At 62.6% G+C, this 15,788-nt stretch carries 19 protein-coding genes; 7 read left to right on the top strand and 12 right to left on the bottom strand.

Features of this window, described 5'->3' with window-relative positions:
• From AC5DC2_RS07860 to AC5DC2_RS07850, 3 genes are all read left to right on the top strand, one after another.
• Positions 1 to 557 (top strand): urate hydroxylase PuuD (locus tag AC5DC2_RS07860; RefSeq protein WP_491698104.1); only part of this gene is annotated, 557 nt, incomplete at its 5' end.
• Positions 554 to 1,897 (top strand): guanine deaminase, encoded by a 1,344-nt coding sequence (gene guaD / locus AC5DC2_RS07855; RefSeq protein WP_491698103.1) that lies wholly within the window; start codon positions 554 to 556, stop codon positions 1,895 to 1,897. The genes AC5DC2_RS07860 and guaD, both read left to right, overlap by 4 nt.
• 45 nt (positions 1,898 to 1,942) lie before the next feature.
• Positions 1,943 to 3,091: an alpha-hydroxy acid oxidase gene (locus AC5DC2_RS07850; protein WP_491698102.1), complete on the top strand. Its 1,149-nt coding sequence runs from the start codon at positions 1,943 to 1,945 to the stop codon at positions 3,089 to 3,091.
• Here AC5DC2_RS07850 and AC5DC2_RS07845 read toward each other — a convergent pair.
• The 9 genes from AC5DC2_RS07845 to AC5DC2_RS07805 form a co-directional block, all read right to left on the bottom strand.
• On the bottom strand, positions 3,088 to 3,435 hold the full coding sequence (locus AC5DC2_RS07845) for a hypothetical protein (RefSeq protein WP_491698101.1): 348 nt from the start codon (positions 3,433 to 3,435) through the stop codon (positions 3,088 to 3,090). The two genes, AC5DC2_RS07850 and AC5DC2_RS07845, sit on opposite strands and share 4 nt — an antisense overlap.
• Before the next feature lie 36 nt (positions 3,436 to 3,471).
• Complete coding sequence (locus tag AC5DC2_RS07840) at positions 3,472 to 4,212, bottom strand: metallophosphoesterase family protein (RefSeq protein WP_491698100.1); 741 nt, start codon at positions 4,210 to 4,212, stop codon at positions 3,472 to 3,474.
• Positions 4,213 to 4,216: 4 nt separating this feature from the next.
• Positions 4,217 to 4,573 carry a hydroxyisourate hydrolase gene (gene uraH, locus AC5DC2_RS07835; protein WP_491698099.1) on the bottom strand — a complete coding sequence of 119 codons (357 nt, stop codon included), beginning with the start codon at positions 4,571 to 4,573 and terminating at the stop codon, positions 4,217 to 4,219.
• Complete coding sequence (locus AC5DC2_RS07830) at positions 4,570 to 5,070, bottom strand: ureidoglycolate lyase (protein WP_491698098.1); 501 nt, start codon at positions 5,068 to 5,070, stop codon at positions 4,570 to 4,572. Before AC5DC2_RS07830 ends, uraH begins: the two co-directional genes overlap by 4 nt.
• A 1-nt stretch (position 5,071) precedes the next feature.
• Positions 5,072 to 6,103: an allantoicase gene (gene alc, locus AC5DC2_RS07825; RefSeq protein WP_491698097.1), complete on the bottom strand. Its 1,032-nt coding sequence runs from the start codon at positions 6,101 to 6,103 to the stop codon at positions 5,072 to 5,074.
• A gap of 3 nt (positions 6,104 to 6,106) precedes the next feature.
• Positions 6,107 to 6,601, bottom strand: a complete 495-nt coding sequence (gene uraD, locus AC5DC2_RS07820) for a 2-oxo-4-hydroxy-4-carboxy-5-ureidoimidazoline decarboxylase (RefSeq protein WP_024709761.1) — start codon at positions 6,599 to 6,601, stop codon at positions 6,107 to 6,109.
• Complete coding sequence (gene puuE / locus AC5DC2_RS07815) at positions 6,598 to 7,533, bottom strand: allantoinase PuuE (RefSeq protein ID WP_491698096.1); 936 nt, start codon at positions 7,531 to 7,533, stop codon at positions 6,598 to 6,600. The genes uraD and puuE overlap by 4 nt, the downstream gene beginning before the upstream one ends.
• Before the next feature lie 90 nt (positions 7,534 to 7,623).
• A complete protein-coding gene (locus AC5DC2_RS07810; RefSeq protein ID WP_024709763.1) occupies positions 7,624 to 8,346 on the bottom strand; it encodes a DUF1045 domain-containing protein in 723 nt (240 codons plus the stop codon).
• Between the two features lie 89 nt (positions 8,347 to 8,435).
• A complete protein-coding gene (locus AC5DC2_RS07805; RefSeq protein ID WP_491698095.1) occupies positions 8,436 to 9,629 on the bottom strand; it encodes an NAD(P)/FAD-dependent oxidoreductase in 1,194 nt (397 codons plus the stop codon).
• Here AC5DC2_RS07805 and mnmC2 point away from each other — a divergent pair.
• Both mnmC2 and AC5DC2_RS07795 read left to right on the top strand, forming a co-directional pair.
• Positions 9,628 to 10,365 carry a tRNA (5-methylaminomethyl-2-thiouridine)(34)-methyltransferase MnmC2 gene (gene mnmC2 / locus AC5DC2_RS07800; RefSeq protein ID WP_024709765.1) on the top strand — a complete coding sequence of 246 codons (738 nt, stop codon included), beginning with the start codon at positions 9,628 to 9,630 and terminating at the stop codon, positions 10,363 to 10,365. The two genes, AC5DC2_RS07805 and mnmC2, sit on opposite strands and share 2 nt — an antisense overlap.
• Positions 10,366 to 10,662: 297 nt before the next feature.
• On the top strand, positions 10,663 to 12,009 hold the full coding sequence (locus AC5DC2_RS07795) for a DEAD/DEAH box helicase (protein ID WP_024709766.1): 1,347 nt from the start codon (positions 10,663 to 10,665) through the stop codon (positions 12,007 to 12,009).
• Between the two features lie 231 nt (positions 12,010 to 12,240).
• On the opposite strand, the gene AC5DC2_RS07790 is transcribed toward AC5DC2_RS07795, so the two are convergent.
• The 3 genes from AC5DC2_RS07790 to AC5DC2_RS07780 all read right to left on the bottom strand — a co-directional run bounded on the left by AC5DC2_RS07790 (position 12,241) and on the right by AC5DC2_RS07780 (position 14,592).
• Positions 12,241 to 13,563, bottom strand: a complete 1,323-nt coding sequence (locus AC5DC2_RS07790; protein WP_491698094.1) for an anaerobic sulfatase maturase — start codon at positions 13,561 to 13,563, stop codon at positions 12,241 to 12,243.
• A gap of 161 nt (positions 13,564 to 13,724) precedes the next feature.
• Positions 13,725 to 13,868, bottom strand: coding sequence for a hypothetical protein (locus AC5DC2_RS07785; protein ID WP_156484719.1), 144 nt, complete (start codon positions 13,866 to 13,868; stop codon positions 13,725 to 13,727).
• Between the two features lie 148 nt (positions 13,869 to 14,016).
• Positions 14,017 to 14,592 carry a helix-turn-helix transcriptional regulator gene (locus tag AC5DC2_RS07780; RefSeq protein ID WP_024709768.1) on the bottom strand — a complete coding sequence of 192 codons (576 nt, stop codon included), beginning with the start codon at positions 14,590 to 14,592 and terminating at the stop codon, positions 14,017 to 14,019.
• 83 nt (positions 14,593 to 14,675) lie between these two features.
• Between AC5DC2_RS07780 and AC5DC2_RS07775 the strand changes: the two genes are divergently transcribed.
• Positions 14,676 to 15,389 (top strand): CoA transferase subunit A, encoded by a 714-nt coding sequence (locus AC5DC2_RS07775; RefSeq protein ID WP_491698093.1) that lies wholly within the window; start codon positions 14,676 to 14,678, stop codon positions 15,387 to 15,389.
• A 1-nt stretch (position 15,390) separates the two neighbouring features.
• Positions 15,391 to 15,788, top strand: a 398-nt coding sequence (locus AC5DC2_RS07770; protein WP_491698092.1) for a CoA-transferase, incomplete at its 3' end; no start/stop codon positions are given.

The following is a 15,788-nucleotide window of genomic DNA, read 5'->3' as shown; positions in this document are numbered from 1 at the left end:
ACTACCTGACGCTGCCGGTCATCTTCTTCATGCTGTCGAACCACTATCCGCTGGCGTTCGCGACCACATACAGCTGGATCATCGCCTCGCTGGTATTCCTGATGGGCGTGACCATAAGGCACTATTTCAACACCGTGCATGCCCGCAAGGGCGAGCCGAACTGGACCTGGCTGCTGACGGCGATCATCTTCATCGTGATCATGTGGCTCTCCACCTCGCCGCAGTTCTTCAAGTCGGAAAATCCCGACATGGCGGTGGCCCCCGCTTTCGAGAAGTTTGCCGAGGACCCGCATTTCGCCGCCGCGAAGGAAGTCGTCTCGACTCGCTGTTCGATGTGCCACATGGCAGAACCCGTCTATGAGGGCATTCACCGTCCGCCGCTGAACGTGCGCTTCGAGACCGACGCCGAAATCGTCGCGCGCGCGAACCAGATTTACTTGCAGGCCGGCCGCAGCCATGCCATGCCGCCCGGCAATGTCACCAGCATGACGGATGACGAGCGACAAAAACTGGTGGCCTGGTACAGGTCCAGCACCAGCGGAAAGAAGGCTGAATGACACCGCCACGCATCCTGAGAGGCCGGCTTTTGAGCTTCAGCCGCCGGCCTCAGTCGATTTCCGACGCCGAAAGCTATGTTTACGAAGACGACGGCGGCCTGCTGAGTTCAGAGGGCCGCATTTTGGCGTTCGGGCCATTTGAAACCGTACTGCTCGATGCGCCGGAGGGCGCGGAGATCATCGACCACCGGCCGAAGCTGATCCTGCCCGGCCTGATCGACACGCATCTTCACTTTCCGCAGATGCAGGTGGTCGGCTCCTATGCCGCCAATCTTCTGGAATGGCTCAATACCTACACCTTCGTCGAGGAGCAGCGCTTTTCCGATCCCGCCCACGGCGCCCGCATCGCCGTTTCCTTCTTCGATGAGATGATCCGCCAGGGCACGACCACGGCGGTTGCCTATTGCTCGGTGCACAAGGCATCGGCGGACGCGTATTTCGCCGAAGCGTCGAAACGCAACATGCTGATGCTCGGCGGCAAGGTGCTGATGGACTGCAACGCGCCGGAAGCGCTGACCGACACGCCGCAATCGGCCTATGACGACACCAGGGCGGTGATTGCCGACTGGCACGGCAAGGCGCGCAACCACGTGGTCATCTCGCCGCGCTTCGCGCTGACCTCCTCGCATGAACAGATGGAAGTAACCGGAGCGCTGGCGCGGGAGTTTCCCGACCTGCATATCCAGACGCATCTTTCCGAAAACACGGCGGAAATCGAGCGTGCGCTGGAGCTTTATCCGGAAGCGCAGGACTATACCGATATCTACGCCCGCTACGATCTGCTCGGCGCGAAGACCCTGCTCGGCCACGCGATCCACCTGTCCGAGCGCGAACGCGACCTGCTTCACGAGACCGGCGCGGTCGCCGTCCACTGCCCGACGTCCAACCTCTTCCTCGGCTCGGGCCTGTTCCCGTTCAGGGATTACGAGACCCGTGACAAGCCGGTGCGCATCGCCGTTGCCACCGATATCGGCGGCGGCACAAGTTACTCCATGCTGAAGACCATGGACGAGGCCTACAAGATCCAGCAATTGCGCGGCGCGCGGTTGAACCCGTTGGAAAGCTTCTATGCGATGACGCGCGGCAATGCCGAAGCGCTGACGCTGACCGGGCGGATCGGCACGCTGGATCCTGGCAGCGATGCCGATATCGTGGTGCTCGACGCCCGCGCCACACCCGCCATGGCGCTGAAGATGGAAGCCGTCACCACCCTTGCGGAGGAACTCTTCCTGTTGCAAACGATGGGCGACGACAGGGCGATCGCAGAGACCTATGTGGCCGGCAACCCGGCGAAATCCGCTTTGCAGGCACCGCTTCCAATGGCCGGTTGGCAGAAATAGACTCATATGTAATAAGAGCATTCATATTTGATTGGGGAGGAGCTCATGTTTTCAGAGCCGTTGACCATTGCCGACCTGAAGAAGCGCGCGAAATGGCGCGTGCCGAAGATGTTTTTCGACTATGCCGACAGCGGCGCCTGGACGGAAAGCACCTACCGCGCCAACGAGACGGACTTCGCCAGGATCAACCTGCGCCAGCGCGTTCTGGTCGACATGACCGACCGCTCGCTGGAAACGACGATGATCGGCCGCAAGGTCTCAATGCCCGTTGCGCTCGCCCCGACCGGGCTTTGCGGCATGCAGCATGCCGATGGCGAAATCCTGGCGGCGCAGGCGGCCGAAGAGGCGGGCGTCCCCTTCACGCTTTCGACCATGAGCGTCTGCTCGATCGAGGATGTCGCGGAGAACACGAAAGAGCCCTTCTGGTTCCAACTTTACGTGATGAAGGATCGCGGCTTCGTCGGCGATCTGATCGACCGGGCAAAGGCGGCCAAATGCGGCGCGCTGGTGCTCACACTTGACCTGCAGATCCTCGGTCAGCGCCACAAGGACCTCGTCAACGGCCTTTCGACGCCGCCGAAATTCACGCCGAAACATGTCTGGCAGGTGGGCACGCGGCCCTTCTGGGCGCTGGAGATGCTTCAAACCAAACGCCGCACCTTCCGCAACATCGTCGGCCACGCGCCGGCCTCCTCCGATCTCTCCTCGCTTGCGGTCTGGACCGCCGAACAGTTCGACCCCAAACTCTCCTGGGCCGATGTCGACTGGATCAAGGAACGCTGGGGCGGACCGCTGATCCTGAAGGGCGTGCTCGATGCCGAGGACGCCAAGATGGCGGCCAGGACCGGCGCGGATGCGATCATCGTCTCCAATCACGGCGGCCGCCAGCTCGATGGCGCGCGGTCCTCGATCTCGGTTCTGCCGGAAATCGTCGATGCGGTTCAGGGCGATATCGAAATCCATATGGATGGCGGCATCCGCTCCGGCCAGGACGTGCTGAAGGCCCGCGCGCTCGGTGCAAAGGGCACCTATATCGGCCGTCCTTACCTTTACGGCCTTGGCGCCATGGGCAAGAAAGGCGTCACCCGCGCCCTCGACATCATCCGCAAGGAACTCGACGTGACCATGGCCCTTTGCGGCAAGCGCGATATCGAGGAAATTGATCGGGATATCATCGCGAAGGTGGGGTTTTAGGACGGAAAAACCGCCAGGAAGGCAAATCCGACGCCTGCGATGAAACTCAAGATCGAGAGAAAAAAGAGAGCAAAGCCCGACGAGGCAAAAGCGACTTCACGTCTGTGTTTTTCATTTGCAAACGATTGAGCCGCTGCTGCGGCGGCGGCCCAAGCCAATAGCCCGAGGACGATACCTACGACCCAGAAAATGAAAGCGGCTTTTAAATAGGGACCATTCGATGGAGCCTTCAGAGCTGAGAGTTGCGAGACAAGAGCGACCAAAGCGCCGGAATTCACGGTGACAGCTGCTGTCAGACCTCCGCGAGCAAAGCTTCGATAACCTTCATTGTCCGCATCTTTCATTCGACGATGCTCCACTAAGCGACAAAGTCCAACCTACTATTCGACCCGCCCCGTCCCGATCACGCGCGCCCAATCCTCATAGCCCGCCTCGCGCGCCAGCGCGGCCATGCGGGACGTATCGTAGCGGACCTGATGGAAGGTCGGCTGCCAGCCGGCTTCCGTCTTTTCGACGATGGCGTAGCAGGCAAAGGGATGTGCTGTTTCCAGCTTATGGTCGACAGGGATGTGGTAGGTAAAACCGGGACAGCCGACGGAGCCGGGATTGACGAGGATCCGGTTGCCGGAAAGCAGCACCGAACGGGCAATGTGGGAATGGCCGCAGAGGATCAGCGGATAGGCAACCCCTTGCGCGAGCGCCTCGATTTCCGCCTGCTCCTTCAGCGCGAAATGGCCGGACGGCAAAAGTTCCTCGGTCCACATCACGTCGTCCTTCTGCGGCGTGGCGTGACAGAGAAAGACCTCACTCTCGACAACCAGCGCGCTTGGCATGTCGCGGATCCATTGCAGATGTCTGGCTGAAAGCTGCCGGAAGGCCGGCGCTTCCCAGTCGCCCATCTCGCTTTCCGGACGGTCGACCAGCCAGCGGTCATGATTGCCGCGCACCGTCGGCAGCGACAGCGGCAGTAGCCGGTCGGCGGTTTCGCCGGCCGCAAGCGGCGATGACAGGCTGTCGCCGAGATTGACGATCAGATCCGGCTGGTGTCGCTCGAGATCGGCCAGCACCGCCTCCAGCGCATCGATATTGCCATGGATATCGGCGATTGCCGCGACCTTCATCGGATCAGCTTCCGCGATAGGTGGAATAAGCGTGGGCCGAAAGCAGCAGCGGCACATGATAATGCGCCGTCACGTCGGCGATGGCGAAACGCAGCGGAATATCTTCCAGAAAGGCCGGCTCCGTCAGCGTCGCGCCGCTGCGCCTGAGATATTCGCCGGCGTGGAAGACCAGTTCATACTGCCCGACTTCCAGGTCAGCCCTGGCAATGATCGGCCCGCCGTCAACGCGGCCATCATCATTGGTATAGACTGTTTTGAGGAAGTCTCGCTTCTCGCCGTGCAGACGATAGAGATCGATCTTCATCTCCGAAGCGGGCTGGCCGAGCGCGGTGTCGAGAACATGGGTGGTCAGGCCGGTCAAAACGCAGTCTCCTCGATGGTGAACAAGGCGGGATAGATATATTCCTCCAGATTGTCGCCGGGTCCGTCGCGATCGACAACCAGAAAATCGCTCGGCTTCCCAAGCGCCATCAGCGGATGATGCCAGACATTGGCGCGATAATTGACCCCTTGCCCGTTCTCCGCGAGAAACACGCGCGGCCTAGCCGGCGTGCCGCCGTGATCCTCGGCTACGACGACGAGGAAGGGACGGGGCGAGAGCGGCGAAAAGCTCTGGCTGCCGAGCGGATGCCGCTCCATCATGTCCACCTGATAGGGAAAACGCCGCGGGCTCCCCCGGAAGATGCTGAGGACCACCGCGGCATCCGTGCCATAGGCCTCGCAGATGGCCAGCGCATGAAAGCGCGTGGTCGTGCCGCCATTGATCGTTCTTGCCGTTGCGGGGTCCGGCGCGATCACCGTGCCGAAGGGCGCGAAGGCCTCCGGGGTGAGTTTCTCAACGGGCAACCTGATGCTCATCCTAGGCCTTCACTCCGTATAGCCGCAGGCGGCTGACCCCGCCGTCCGGGAAGATCGCCAGCCGGACATGGGTCACCGGGCCGATATTGTGCACCGAAGCGCCGGAGAATTCGTGGATATCGTCCGCCTGAAGCTTGGTCTCGTCGAGGATCGGCGCCCAGTTTTCCGATGCGGCCAGGTCTTCCGCGCTGAATACGTCATTCTGCTCCGGCAGGTTGGCGCCGAGCAGCATGCAGGTATCGGGAAAATTGCCCTTGAAATGGGCCGTATCGACGACGATGCGGCGAATGATGCCCGGATGGCCGAGCTTCAGGATCATCCAGTCATGGCCGGGGCCGCGCCGGCGGGCGGTTTCCCAGCCGTCGCCCATGTTGACGCCGCGTCCGGGCGCGAGCGTGCGGTCGGGATGGCCGTAATGGGCATCCGACCAGTGCAGCGCATGGGTGCCGCCGAAAATATAGGCGAGATCGACCTCCTCGCCGTCGCCGACCTTCTCCCAGTTGAAATAGGCCGAGCCATAGGCCCTGAGTCGGGCAATCCCGCCGTCGGGATAGATATGGACTCTGAGATGGGTGAAGACCTTCTGGCGGGTATCCTGCTCCATCTCGAAGAAATGGTGGCTGTCCGGCCCGAGATCACGCTTTGCCAGAACCTCCTGCCAATCGGCGTTCTCGTCCGGGTCGCCGCTCTCCATATAGCAGCCTTCGATCGAGCATTGCGGCGGATAATTGCCGGTGAAATGCGAGGTATCGACATCGAAGCCGCGGATTCGGCCCGGCATGGCAAGGCGGATGATCGCCCAGTCATGGCCCGGCACTCGCTTCCTTCGGCTTTCCCAGCCGTCCATCCATTTGCCGTGCTCGTCATACTCGCCGGGCAGGAAGACGGGCGAATCATCCTTGAGCATGCGCGCCAGCGGCGCAAAGAACTGGTCGGTCGCATAGATCGCGCGCGCGCCAAGCCGCGCCGAGGCAAGGTTAATCGCGCCCACGGCGAAATCGGGCAGGGCCACACTCGTTTCTTGTTCGGACATCAATTACTCCGCGAGAAGGGACTGCAGGCGGAACCCGGCGATCTTCTCGACCTGGTGACAGGCGGTAGCCAGCTCCTCCTCGGCGGAATTGTCGATCCGGCGTTTGAAGGCGGCGAGAATATCGTCCTTATTGAGCCCGCTGACTGCAATAATGAAAGGAAACTGGAATTTCTCTATATAGGCGGAATTGAGTCCCGTAAACTCCGCATGCTCTTCCGGGCTCAGCCGATCAAGCCCGGCGCCGGCCTGCTCGCGCCTGCTTTCCTCCGTCAGTTCTCCCGAAACCGCGAGCTTTCCGGCAAGATCCGGATGCTTGCGCAGGACCCCGAGACGCTCCTCGTCGCTCGCCGCGCGAAACACCGTGCACAACGCCTTGTGCACGCCATCGGCCGTCAGCGGTTCTTCGACAAGGCCCTGATCATAGGCGCGCTCGGCGATGAAGGGCGAATATTCGAAAACGCCGCCAAACCGGCTGACAAAGTCTTCGCGTGCGATCATGGGGCGTCTTCCTTCGGCAGATGATGGTCGTACCAGTGGCGGGCAATGTCGATGCGACGGGGGATCCACACCCTGTCATGGGTCTCGACATATTCGAGGAAGCGCTTCAGCGCCGCCGTCCGGCCCGGCTTGCCGACGAGACGGCAATGCAGGCCGACCGACATCATCTTCGGCGCGCCCTGCCGGCCTTCCTCGTAAAGCGTGTCGAAGGCGTCCTTCAGATAGGCGAAGAACTGTTCGCCGGAATTGAAGCCCTGCGGCGTGGCAAAGCGCATGTCGTTATTGTCGAGCGTATAGGGTATGCGCAGGAACGGCTTTCCCTCGGGCGTGCGCACCCAATAGGGCAGGTCATCGGCATAGGTGTCGGAGGAATAGAGGAAGCCCCCCTCCTCCATCACCAGAGCGAGCGTGTTGATGGAGGGCTTGCCCTGGTAGAGGCCGTAGGGCCGCTCGCCCGTCAGTTCCGTATGCAGCCTGACCGCCTCGCGGATATGGGCGCGCTCGGTCTCGATGTCGAAATCCCTGTATTCGAGCCAGCGCAGGCCGTGGCTGGCGATCTCCCAGCCCGCTTCCTTCATCGCGGCAACGGCTTCCGGATTGCGCTCCATGGCGCGCGTGACGCCGTATACGGTGACCGGGATCTTCAACCCCGTGAACAGACGGTGCAGCCGCCAGAAGCCGGCGCGCGACCCGTATTCGTAAAGCGATTCCATGTTGAGATTGCGCTGGCCGGGCCACGGCTCGGCGCCGACGATCTCCGACAGGAGGTTCTCCGACGCAGGATCACCGTCGAGAATGCAGCTCTCGCCGCCTTCCTCATAATTGATGACGAATTGCACCGCGATGCGGGCATCTCCCGGCCATTTGGGATCCGGCGCATTGCGCCCATAGCCGATCAGTTCGCGCGGATACCCGCTCGTTTCAGCACTCATGCAAGCCTCGTTTTCAGTATCGCCCGAGGCTACTCCACCGGCCCGGACACCGAAAGAGGAAAGCCGCAAAAGTCACAGAAATCAAGCATCTCAGGCTGTCCGCCGGGCCGGAAGCGCGCCCATGGGATGGAGGGAGTGAACACAGAACGGCGCGCCCGGCTCCTCTTCGACGAAAAGCGCGATATTCTCGAACTCCACGGGTTCGGCGAGGATCGGGCCGAAAAATTCCAGCGCCGCGCGTTCCATCCGCTCCATGTCGCGCGGCCGCAGCGGGCCGGTGAGCGGCATATGGAAGGAAAAGGCCGTCAGCACGTCCGGTTCGCCCCAGCGGTGGAGATTGGCAAACTGCACCGGCGACAGGGAACCGGTGTCGCGCCGCTCCAGTTCCGCCTCGCTCAGGGGCGCGCGGAACGGATCGAATTCGGAGACCACGGCGGCGGCGAGATCATCGAGCGCAGGCACGGCGACGGCCGGGGCGAAGGCCAGGCTGTCGCGCCGTCTCACGACCTTCAGGGGCGGCAGGAAGAACGGCTTCCAACCCGTGGCGAACCGCATCAGCGCGTTGAGCAGCAACGCCTCGCTTGTGCCTTCGGCAAGATGGAACGGCGATTTCAGCATGCCCTGAAAACCGTAACGGCGCGGCAGGGCAGTGTGAAAGGCGATTTCCGACAGCGACATGCCGCCGATCATCGGCGGCTCGATCGGCTGGCCGGAATAGGCGTTGCGGCCGACCCAGTTGGCCCCGACAATGCCGAGCGCCTCATGCGGCGCCGGGGTGAAGCTGATGGCATAACGTGGCTTGTCGGAGGGCATCGGGGTCACACGGAGAAATACAGATGAACATGTCTTCCGATACGCGATTCCGATGACACTGATACGACGAGACCACGGGTTTTACTGATTCAACCGCGTTTTTTATTGGCGCGGTTCAAGTAAATTTCGAGGTTATATATTTCCGGCAGGTCCTGCACCGAAACGGTGTTATCGCTGACAAGGCCGATCGCGTGACCGGCGAGCCGGTTGGCGATGCCGAAGCTTGTCTTGAAGCCGCCGCCGAGCGCAATCACGTCGGGCATGTCTTCCAGCGCCCCGATCATCGGTTCGCGGTGGACGCCGCGCGGGCGAAGCCCCGCCCAGCGCTCGACGACCGGCGCATCGCGGAGCGCGGGAACGGCGAGGCGGGCAGCGGCGATCAGGGCTTCAAGCTTGTCATCCGTCGTGAAAGCGGCGTCGAATTCGTCTTCCGAGGTGGAGCCTATCGCGACCCGGCCGCCAGCATGGGCAATCACGTAAAGGCCGTTGTCGAAGAAGATTGGCAAAGCCGGATCGCAATCGGCGGCGAGCAGCGCCGCCTGCCCCTTGACCGGCCGACCGAGCGGCTGGCCGTCAGGCGCCCAAAGCGGTTGCAGCAGCGAAAAAGCCCCCACGCCGGCAGAGACGATGGCCTTGCCAAAGCCAATGCGTTCCCCGTCCGAAAGCACGATGCCATGCGCTCCGGCATCGATTGCGGCGACCTCTTTTCGAATGATGCGAACATGGCGGGCGGTTGAGAGAAAAGTCTTCAGGGCGGCTACGACGCCGCGCGGGGCGACATGGGCGGCGAGCGTTTCATGCACATAGGCGAGCGCTCCCTCGCTCCTTGACGGCCAGTCTTTCTCCGGCGGCTCCTCGACCACTTTCCATTCTAAGCGATGCTCACCGAGCCGCCAGTTCCTCGCCGCCTCGTCGGCGCGAAGGCGCGCGGTCCTGACCTGACGTTCCTGATAGAGTGGCATGACCCGGCCCGAGCGGCGATAACCCGTTTCCAGTCCCGTCTCCTCTTCCAGCAGCCGGACCTGGCCCTCCAGCGCCGCGAGCGCCTCGAACTGGAACTGCTTCTTCTCGTCCCACTGGTCCGGCATATAGGCCATGAGCGCGCCCAGAAGACCGTTGCTGGCGCCGCTGCCCGGGGCATCACGATCAACCAGAAGCGTTTCGATGCCTTCTTTCTCGGCATGATAGGCAGCCCAGAGCCCCATGATCCCGCCGCCGATGATCACAAGATCGGCCGATGTGTTTTGACGCGCGGTCATAATCGTATTATCGCCATTCACCATGGGCGATGCGGACCACAAACAAGGCAATGATGCAAGCGAAACCGGCGCGAGCGGGCTTTCCTGGCACGAAAACGACATGCCGTTCTCGAATGCCTTCCAGGACCATTTCTATTCGAGGGCCGACGGACGGGCCGAGTGCGATCACGTCTTCATCGCAGCGAACCGCCTGCCGGAACGCTGGCGGGCCGGCGGAACCCTGGCCATCGGCGAGCTCGGCTTCGGCACGGGGCTCAATTTCTGCGAAACGCTTCGCCAGTGGAAGCGCCTCCGTCCGGCTGGCGCACGGCTCTCCTTCACGTCGTTCGAGCGCTATCCGATGACGTCAGCCGAGATTGACCGCGCGCTGTCGCGCTGGCCGGAGATCGCGGAAGAACGGCGTGCGCTTGTCTCGCGCTGGCCGGGCAAGCCTTCGGGAACGGTCGAGATCGGCATCGATCCGCAAACGCGGCTTGCCGTCCATTGCGGCGACGCGCTCGCATCGCTTACCGCGTCCGCTGAGCGCTTCGACGCATGGTATCTCGATGGCTTCGCGCCATCCCGCAATCCTGACATGTGGTCTGCCGCGCTGATGCAGGCCGTTTTCGACCATACCGGACCGGGCGGCACATTCGGCACCTATGCCGCTGCCGGTTTCGTGCGCCGCAATCTTGAGGCGGCGGGCTTTTCAGTCAGCCGGCAATCCGGTTTTGCCGGAAAGCGGGAGATGCTGGCCGGCAAACGGCCCGAAACGCCCTGATTTCCGGCGCGACGAACTTGCCGCTTGACTTTTGCCAGACCAAGCCTCATTTACGGCCCAGGCTTTCCACCTGTTCGCATGCCGCGTGAGCATGCCCGCCAAGATGAACCCCAGCGGTTCGGGCAAGGTCAGGTCAAGCGCTTGATGAAAGACCGGGCTCCCACCCGGCGCGCGGAAGGCATTTTCCACCCCTGAGATCCCACTTCACGCGGGGTTCTTGAAACCGAAATCACCGGCTTTGGCCATGAGGGCCAAGCTCGGGTGGCGTTTCGGCATGCCTTGAAAGGCGCAATTGATTTGACAGATTTTTCCACACTCGGCCTCTCCGCCCAGCTCGTCTCCCGCATCGCCGGCGAAGGCTATGAAAAGCCGACCCCGATCCAGGAAAAGGCGATTCCGCTGGTGCTTGAGGGCCGTGACGTGATGGGCCTTGCCCAGACCGGCACCGGCAAGACGGCCGCCTTCGGCCTGCCGCTGATCGACATGCTGCTGCAGAACGGCAGGAAACCCGACCCGAAGACCGTAAAGACGCTGATCCTCGCTCCGACGCGCGAACTGGTCAACCAGATCGCAGAAAACCTGCGCATTTTCGCCCGCAAGACGCCGCTGAAGGTCAACATCGTCGTCGGCGGCGCATCGATCAACCGGCAGCAGCACCAGCTTGCCGCCGGCACCGATATTCTGGTCGCCACGCCCGGCCGCCTGCTCGACCTTCTGGACCGACGCGCGCTCCGGCTTGACGCCGTGCGCTTCCTCGTCCTCGACGAGGCCGACCAGATGCTCGACCTCGGCTTCATCCACGATCTGAAGAAGATCGCCTCGCTGGTGCCGGACGCGCGCCAGACCATGCTGTTTTCGGCCACCATGCCGAAAACGATCGCCGATCTCTCGCAGCGCTTCCTCACCAATCCGGAACGCGTCGAGGTCTCGCCCCCCGGCAAGACCGCCGACAAGGTGGACCAGGCCGTGCATTTCGTTGCCGGCAAGGCCGACAAGGTCGAACTCCTGCGTCAGGAACTGACCAGCCATCCGGAAGGCCGCGCCATCGTCTTCCTGCGCACCAAGCACGGCGCGGAAAAGCTGATGAAGCACCTCGACAGCCGCGGCTTTGCCACGGCCTCGATCCACGGCAACAAGAGCCAGGGCCAGCGCGAGCGCGCGCTGAAAGCCTTCAAGACCGGCGAGATCAACGTGCTGGTGGCAACCGATGTGGCCGCCCGCGGCATCGACGTGCCCGGCGTCACCCATGTCTATAACTACGACCTGCCGGAAGTGGCGGACGCCTATGTCCACCGCATCGGCCGCACCGCGCGCGCCGGCAATGACGGCAAGGCGATCGCCTTCTGCACACCCGAGGAATCGGGCCTGCTGCGCGATATCCAGCGCCTGACCGGCATCGAGATCGCGATCGCCTCCGGCGAGCCGCATGCCCATGCCGACCGTCCCGCGAAGGGCCGCGGCGGGCGCGGCAACAGTTCCGGCAAGCCGGCGCGTCGCGCCCGGCCCTCCGGCAACGGCGGCCAGCGTCACGCGGGCGACGCCCGCGAGAGCGGTCATCGTGAAGGCGCCAACCGCAACAGCCCGGCGAAATCGCGTCCGCGCCGCCAGCGCAACCGCCAGAATGATCGCCGCCAGAGCGCCTGATCGCGCGGCTAGAGCGCTGTGCATCCATTCGGATGCACAAAGGACGCTCTAACCTATTGAATCTACGCATCGTGCTTTCCGAAAATCGATTCCGATTTTCGGGCCGATGCTGTAGGTACTGATGCGAGAACCCCCGATGGCCCTGCCGTCGGGGGTTCTTCGTTTTCGCGACGCGCCGATCGAGGCGGGCCTTCGCCGGCGCGCCACAATCGCGAAGGCTTAAGGCCGCGCTCAGGGCCTGCCGCAGCACTGCTTGTATTTCAGTCCGCTGCCGCAGGGGCAGCGGTCGTTGCGGCCCGGCCGCCCCGCAACGGCCGAAACACCGGGAAGCCGCCCCGATCTTCGCAGTTGCATGATATCCGAAGCCGGACGTCCCGAACGCACGAGGTGGGCCATGACCTTCATGGCGGGGCCTGCATGCCTGTTGAACCGGGCCATCGACCGGCAGTAATAGTTGAGCCTGGGTTCTCCATCCTTCGTTTTCAGGAAACGATGCTTCGGACAGCCGCCATTGCAGGCGAACCGGAGATCGCAGCTCCGGCACTGGGCGGGCAGCGCTTCGCGCTTGTCCAGCCCGAACTGACGTTGCGCGTCGGAGGCCATCATCTCGGCAATCGGGATTTCGATTACATTGCCGAGCCGGCACTCCGGATACACATAGTGATCGCAGGCATAGAGGTCGCCATTGTGCTCAAGCGCCGGGCCCTGGCCGCAGGTCTCGGCAAACCAGCACATCGTCGCCGGAGCGCCCATCCACAGGCCAAGCTGAAGGTCGAAAAACTGGACGAAGACGCGACCGACATCCCGGCTGACCCATGCGTCGAAGATGCCGCAGAGGAAATCGCCATAGGCCCGCGGCAGCACGCTCCAGGCCGTCACATCATAGGCGACGCCGTCCTCGTCGATCTGCGGCGCAGGCGCCAGAGAATGGCCGTCGGCGGTCCGCTCGACAATCGGAATGAACTGAAGATAGGTGGAGCCGATATCCTTGAGGAACTGATAGATTTCCTTCGGATAGGCGGCGTTCTCGCGGTTGACGACGGTCAGCGTGTTGAATTCGACGTCGTGCGCCTTCATCCGCTCGATCCCCGCCATCACGGCAGCATGACTCGGGCGGCCGTTGCGGTAGGTGCGGAAACGGTCGTGGAGTTCGCGCGGGCCGTCTATGCTGACGCCGACGAGGAAATCATTGTCCTTCAGAAAAGCGCACCATTCGTCGTCCAGCAGCGTGCCGTTGGTCTGGATCGTGTTGGCGATCGTCTTGCCGCGCGGCAGATGTTTCTGCTGCAGCTCGACGATGCGGCGGAAATAGTCGAGGCCGAGCATGGTCGGTTCGCCGCCCTGCCAGTTGAATCGTATTTCCCGGGCGGGAAAGCCGGCCTGCGAGGCGAGATAGTCGCGGATATAGGTTTCAAGCACCGCATCCGGCATGGTGAAGCGCTTGACGTCCGGATAGAGTTCTTCCTTTTCCAGATAGTAGCAGTAGGTGCAATCGAGATTGCAGCGCGGACCGATTGGCTTGCCCATGACCTGAAATGGCAGATGTTCTGTCAATCGCTTCCTCCTCCGTCGCGAGACACCGGCGCGGCCGAGAACGCAACTGACGGGCCGCTCAATCGCCCGAATAGAATGTCGACGAGAGGCTTTCCTTGATCGACATCATTTCTGGAGGAGGGCGCGCGCGTCTTCCTTATGGGGTCGCTCCGCGAGGCGCCTCAGCGGAAGCTGTCAGGGTAGCGCCGACGGGCTTCGCGCTGAATGTCCTGGTAGGTCTCGATGAAATCGTGAATGCCGTGGGCGAAACGAACAAACGGATTGCGCGCGCGAGCGGCCTTGTCCTGGATACGTCCGAAAGTCATGACGTCTGCTCCTTAAGCGAATTGTGCTTGCGCGCAGTATAGTCCGGTCGGCAGCGACGAACATTGACAATATCTCATCGCAGCCATGCGCCGAGGGTCTGCCTCACAGCCGCGCATGTCCATGACATGCCTCCGCCGGTTCGCGGGTTTACCGCCCCTGCTCCGCGCTGCCCTCGGCGCTGTTGAGGAACCAGGCAATGAGTTCGGCGGTGTTGGCAAGACCAAGCGCCCGCGTCATGCGCAGGCGGTGCATCTCGATGGTCCGGCGCGAAAGCCCCAGCTCCTCGGCGATCGCGGCATTGGTCTTGCCCTGGGCAACCAGCGTCAGAATCTGGCGCTGGCGGCCGGTCAGCCCCCTGTTTGCCGTCGAAACCGGCCGTGCGATCGGCTCGAAACAATAGACGGCGGCGGCGAAGGGATCGTCCGTATTGTGCGAGCGCCCCCTGACCCGGCACCAGAAGCGGCGCCCGTCGGTCGCGGCCATGATGCGCTCGTCGTAATAGACCGCGCCGCCCGGCAGATTGTCCCGCCACATCTCGCCGGTGCGCACGAAGTCGTCGATCGCCGGGTAAAGGCGCGCGAAGCTCTTGTTGACGAGGGTGGCGCGATCATAGCCGAACAGCGCTGCGAATTCCGCGTTGCAGTCGCGGATCACGCGATGCGTGGCAAAGACCAGCGGCACCGGAAGCTCGGACAGGGTGAAGGCGGTTTGAGCAGTATTCATGTCGTATAAATACGACTCTGCCCTTCCCCGCCGCAAGCCTTATTCTGCATCTGACAAAGTGCAATTTCTCTGGGAGGAGGCAAATGCGGAAAGTCTATCAATCGGCGGCAGACGCGCTCGCCGGTCATCTGCGTGACGGCATGGTGATCATGTCGGGCGGCTTCGGCCTGTGCGGCATTCCCGAAGCGCTGATCGATGCAGTCCTGCAGTCGGGCGCGCGCGACCTGACGGTGATCTCCAACAATGCCGGCATCGACGGCATCGGCCTCGGCAAGCTTCTGGAAACGCGTCAGATCCGGAAGATGATCTCGTCCTATGTGGGCGAGAACAAACTCTTCGCCGAACAGTATCTCGGCGGCGAGCTGGAACTCGAATTCAACCCGCAGGGCACGCTGGCCGAACGCATCCGCGCCGGCGGCGCGGGCATTCCGGCCTTCTTCACCAAGACCGGCGTCGGCACGATGATTGCCGAAGGCAAGGAGGTTCGCAGCTTCGGCGGCGAGGACTATGTGATGGAGACCGGCCTTTTCGCCGATGTCGCCCTCGTCCATGCCTACAAGGGCGATCATGAAGGCAATCTCGTCTACCGCAAGACCGCGCGCAACTTCAATCCGGACATGGCAACCGCCGCCCGGCTGACGGTTGCCGAAGTCGAGCATCTGGTTGCCCCCGGCGAGATCGATCCCGACCATATCCATACGCCCGGCATCTTCGTTTCCCGCATCGTTCATGTGCCGGACCCGGTGAAGCACATCGAAAAACGCACGGTGCGCGAACGCAATTCGGAGGAGGCGTGACATGGCCTGGACACGTGACCAGATGGCGGCCCGCGCCGCCCGCGAGCTCGAAGACGGCTTCTATGTCAATCTCGGCATCGGCATTCCGACGCTTGTCGCCAACTTCATTCCCGACGACATGGATGTGCGCCTGCAGAGCGAGAACGGCATGATGGGCATGGGTCCCTTCCCGTATGAAGGCGAAGAGGATGCCGACCTGATCAATGCCGGCAAGCAGACGGTGACCGCGCTGCCCCAGACGAGCTTTTTCTCCTCATCGGAAAGCTTCGCCATGATCCGCGGCGGTCATATAGACCTGTCGATCCTCGGCGCCATGCAGGTGGCCGAAAACGGCGATCTCGCCAACTGGATGATCCCGGGCAAGATGGTCAAGGGCATGGGCGGGGCGATGGATCTCGT

This window comes from Martelella sp., assembly GCF_984369615.1.
This window is presented reverse-complemented; position numbering and strand designations above follow the sequence as displayed.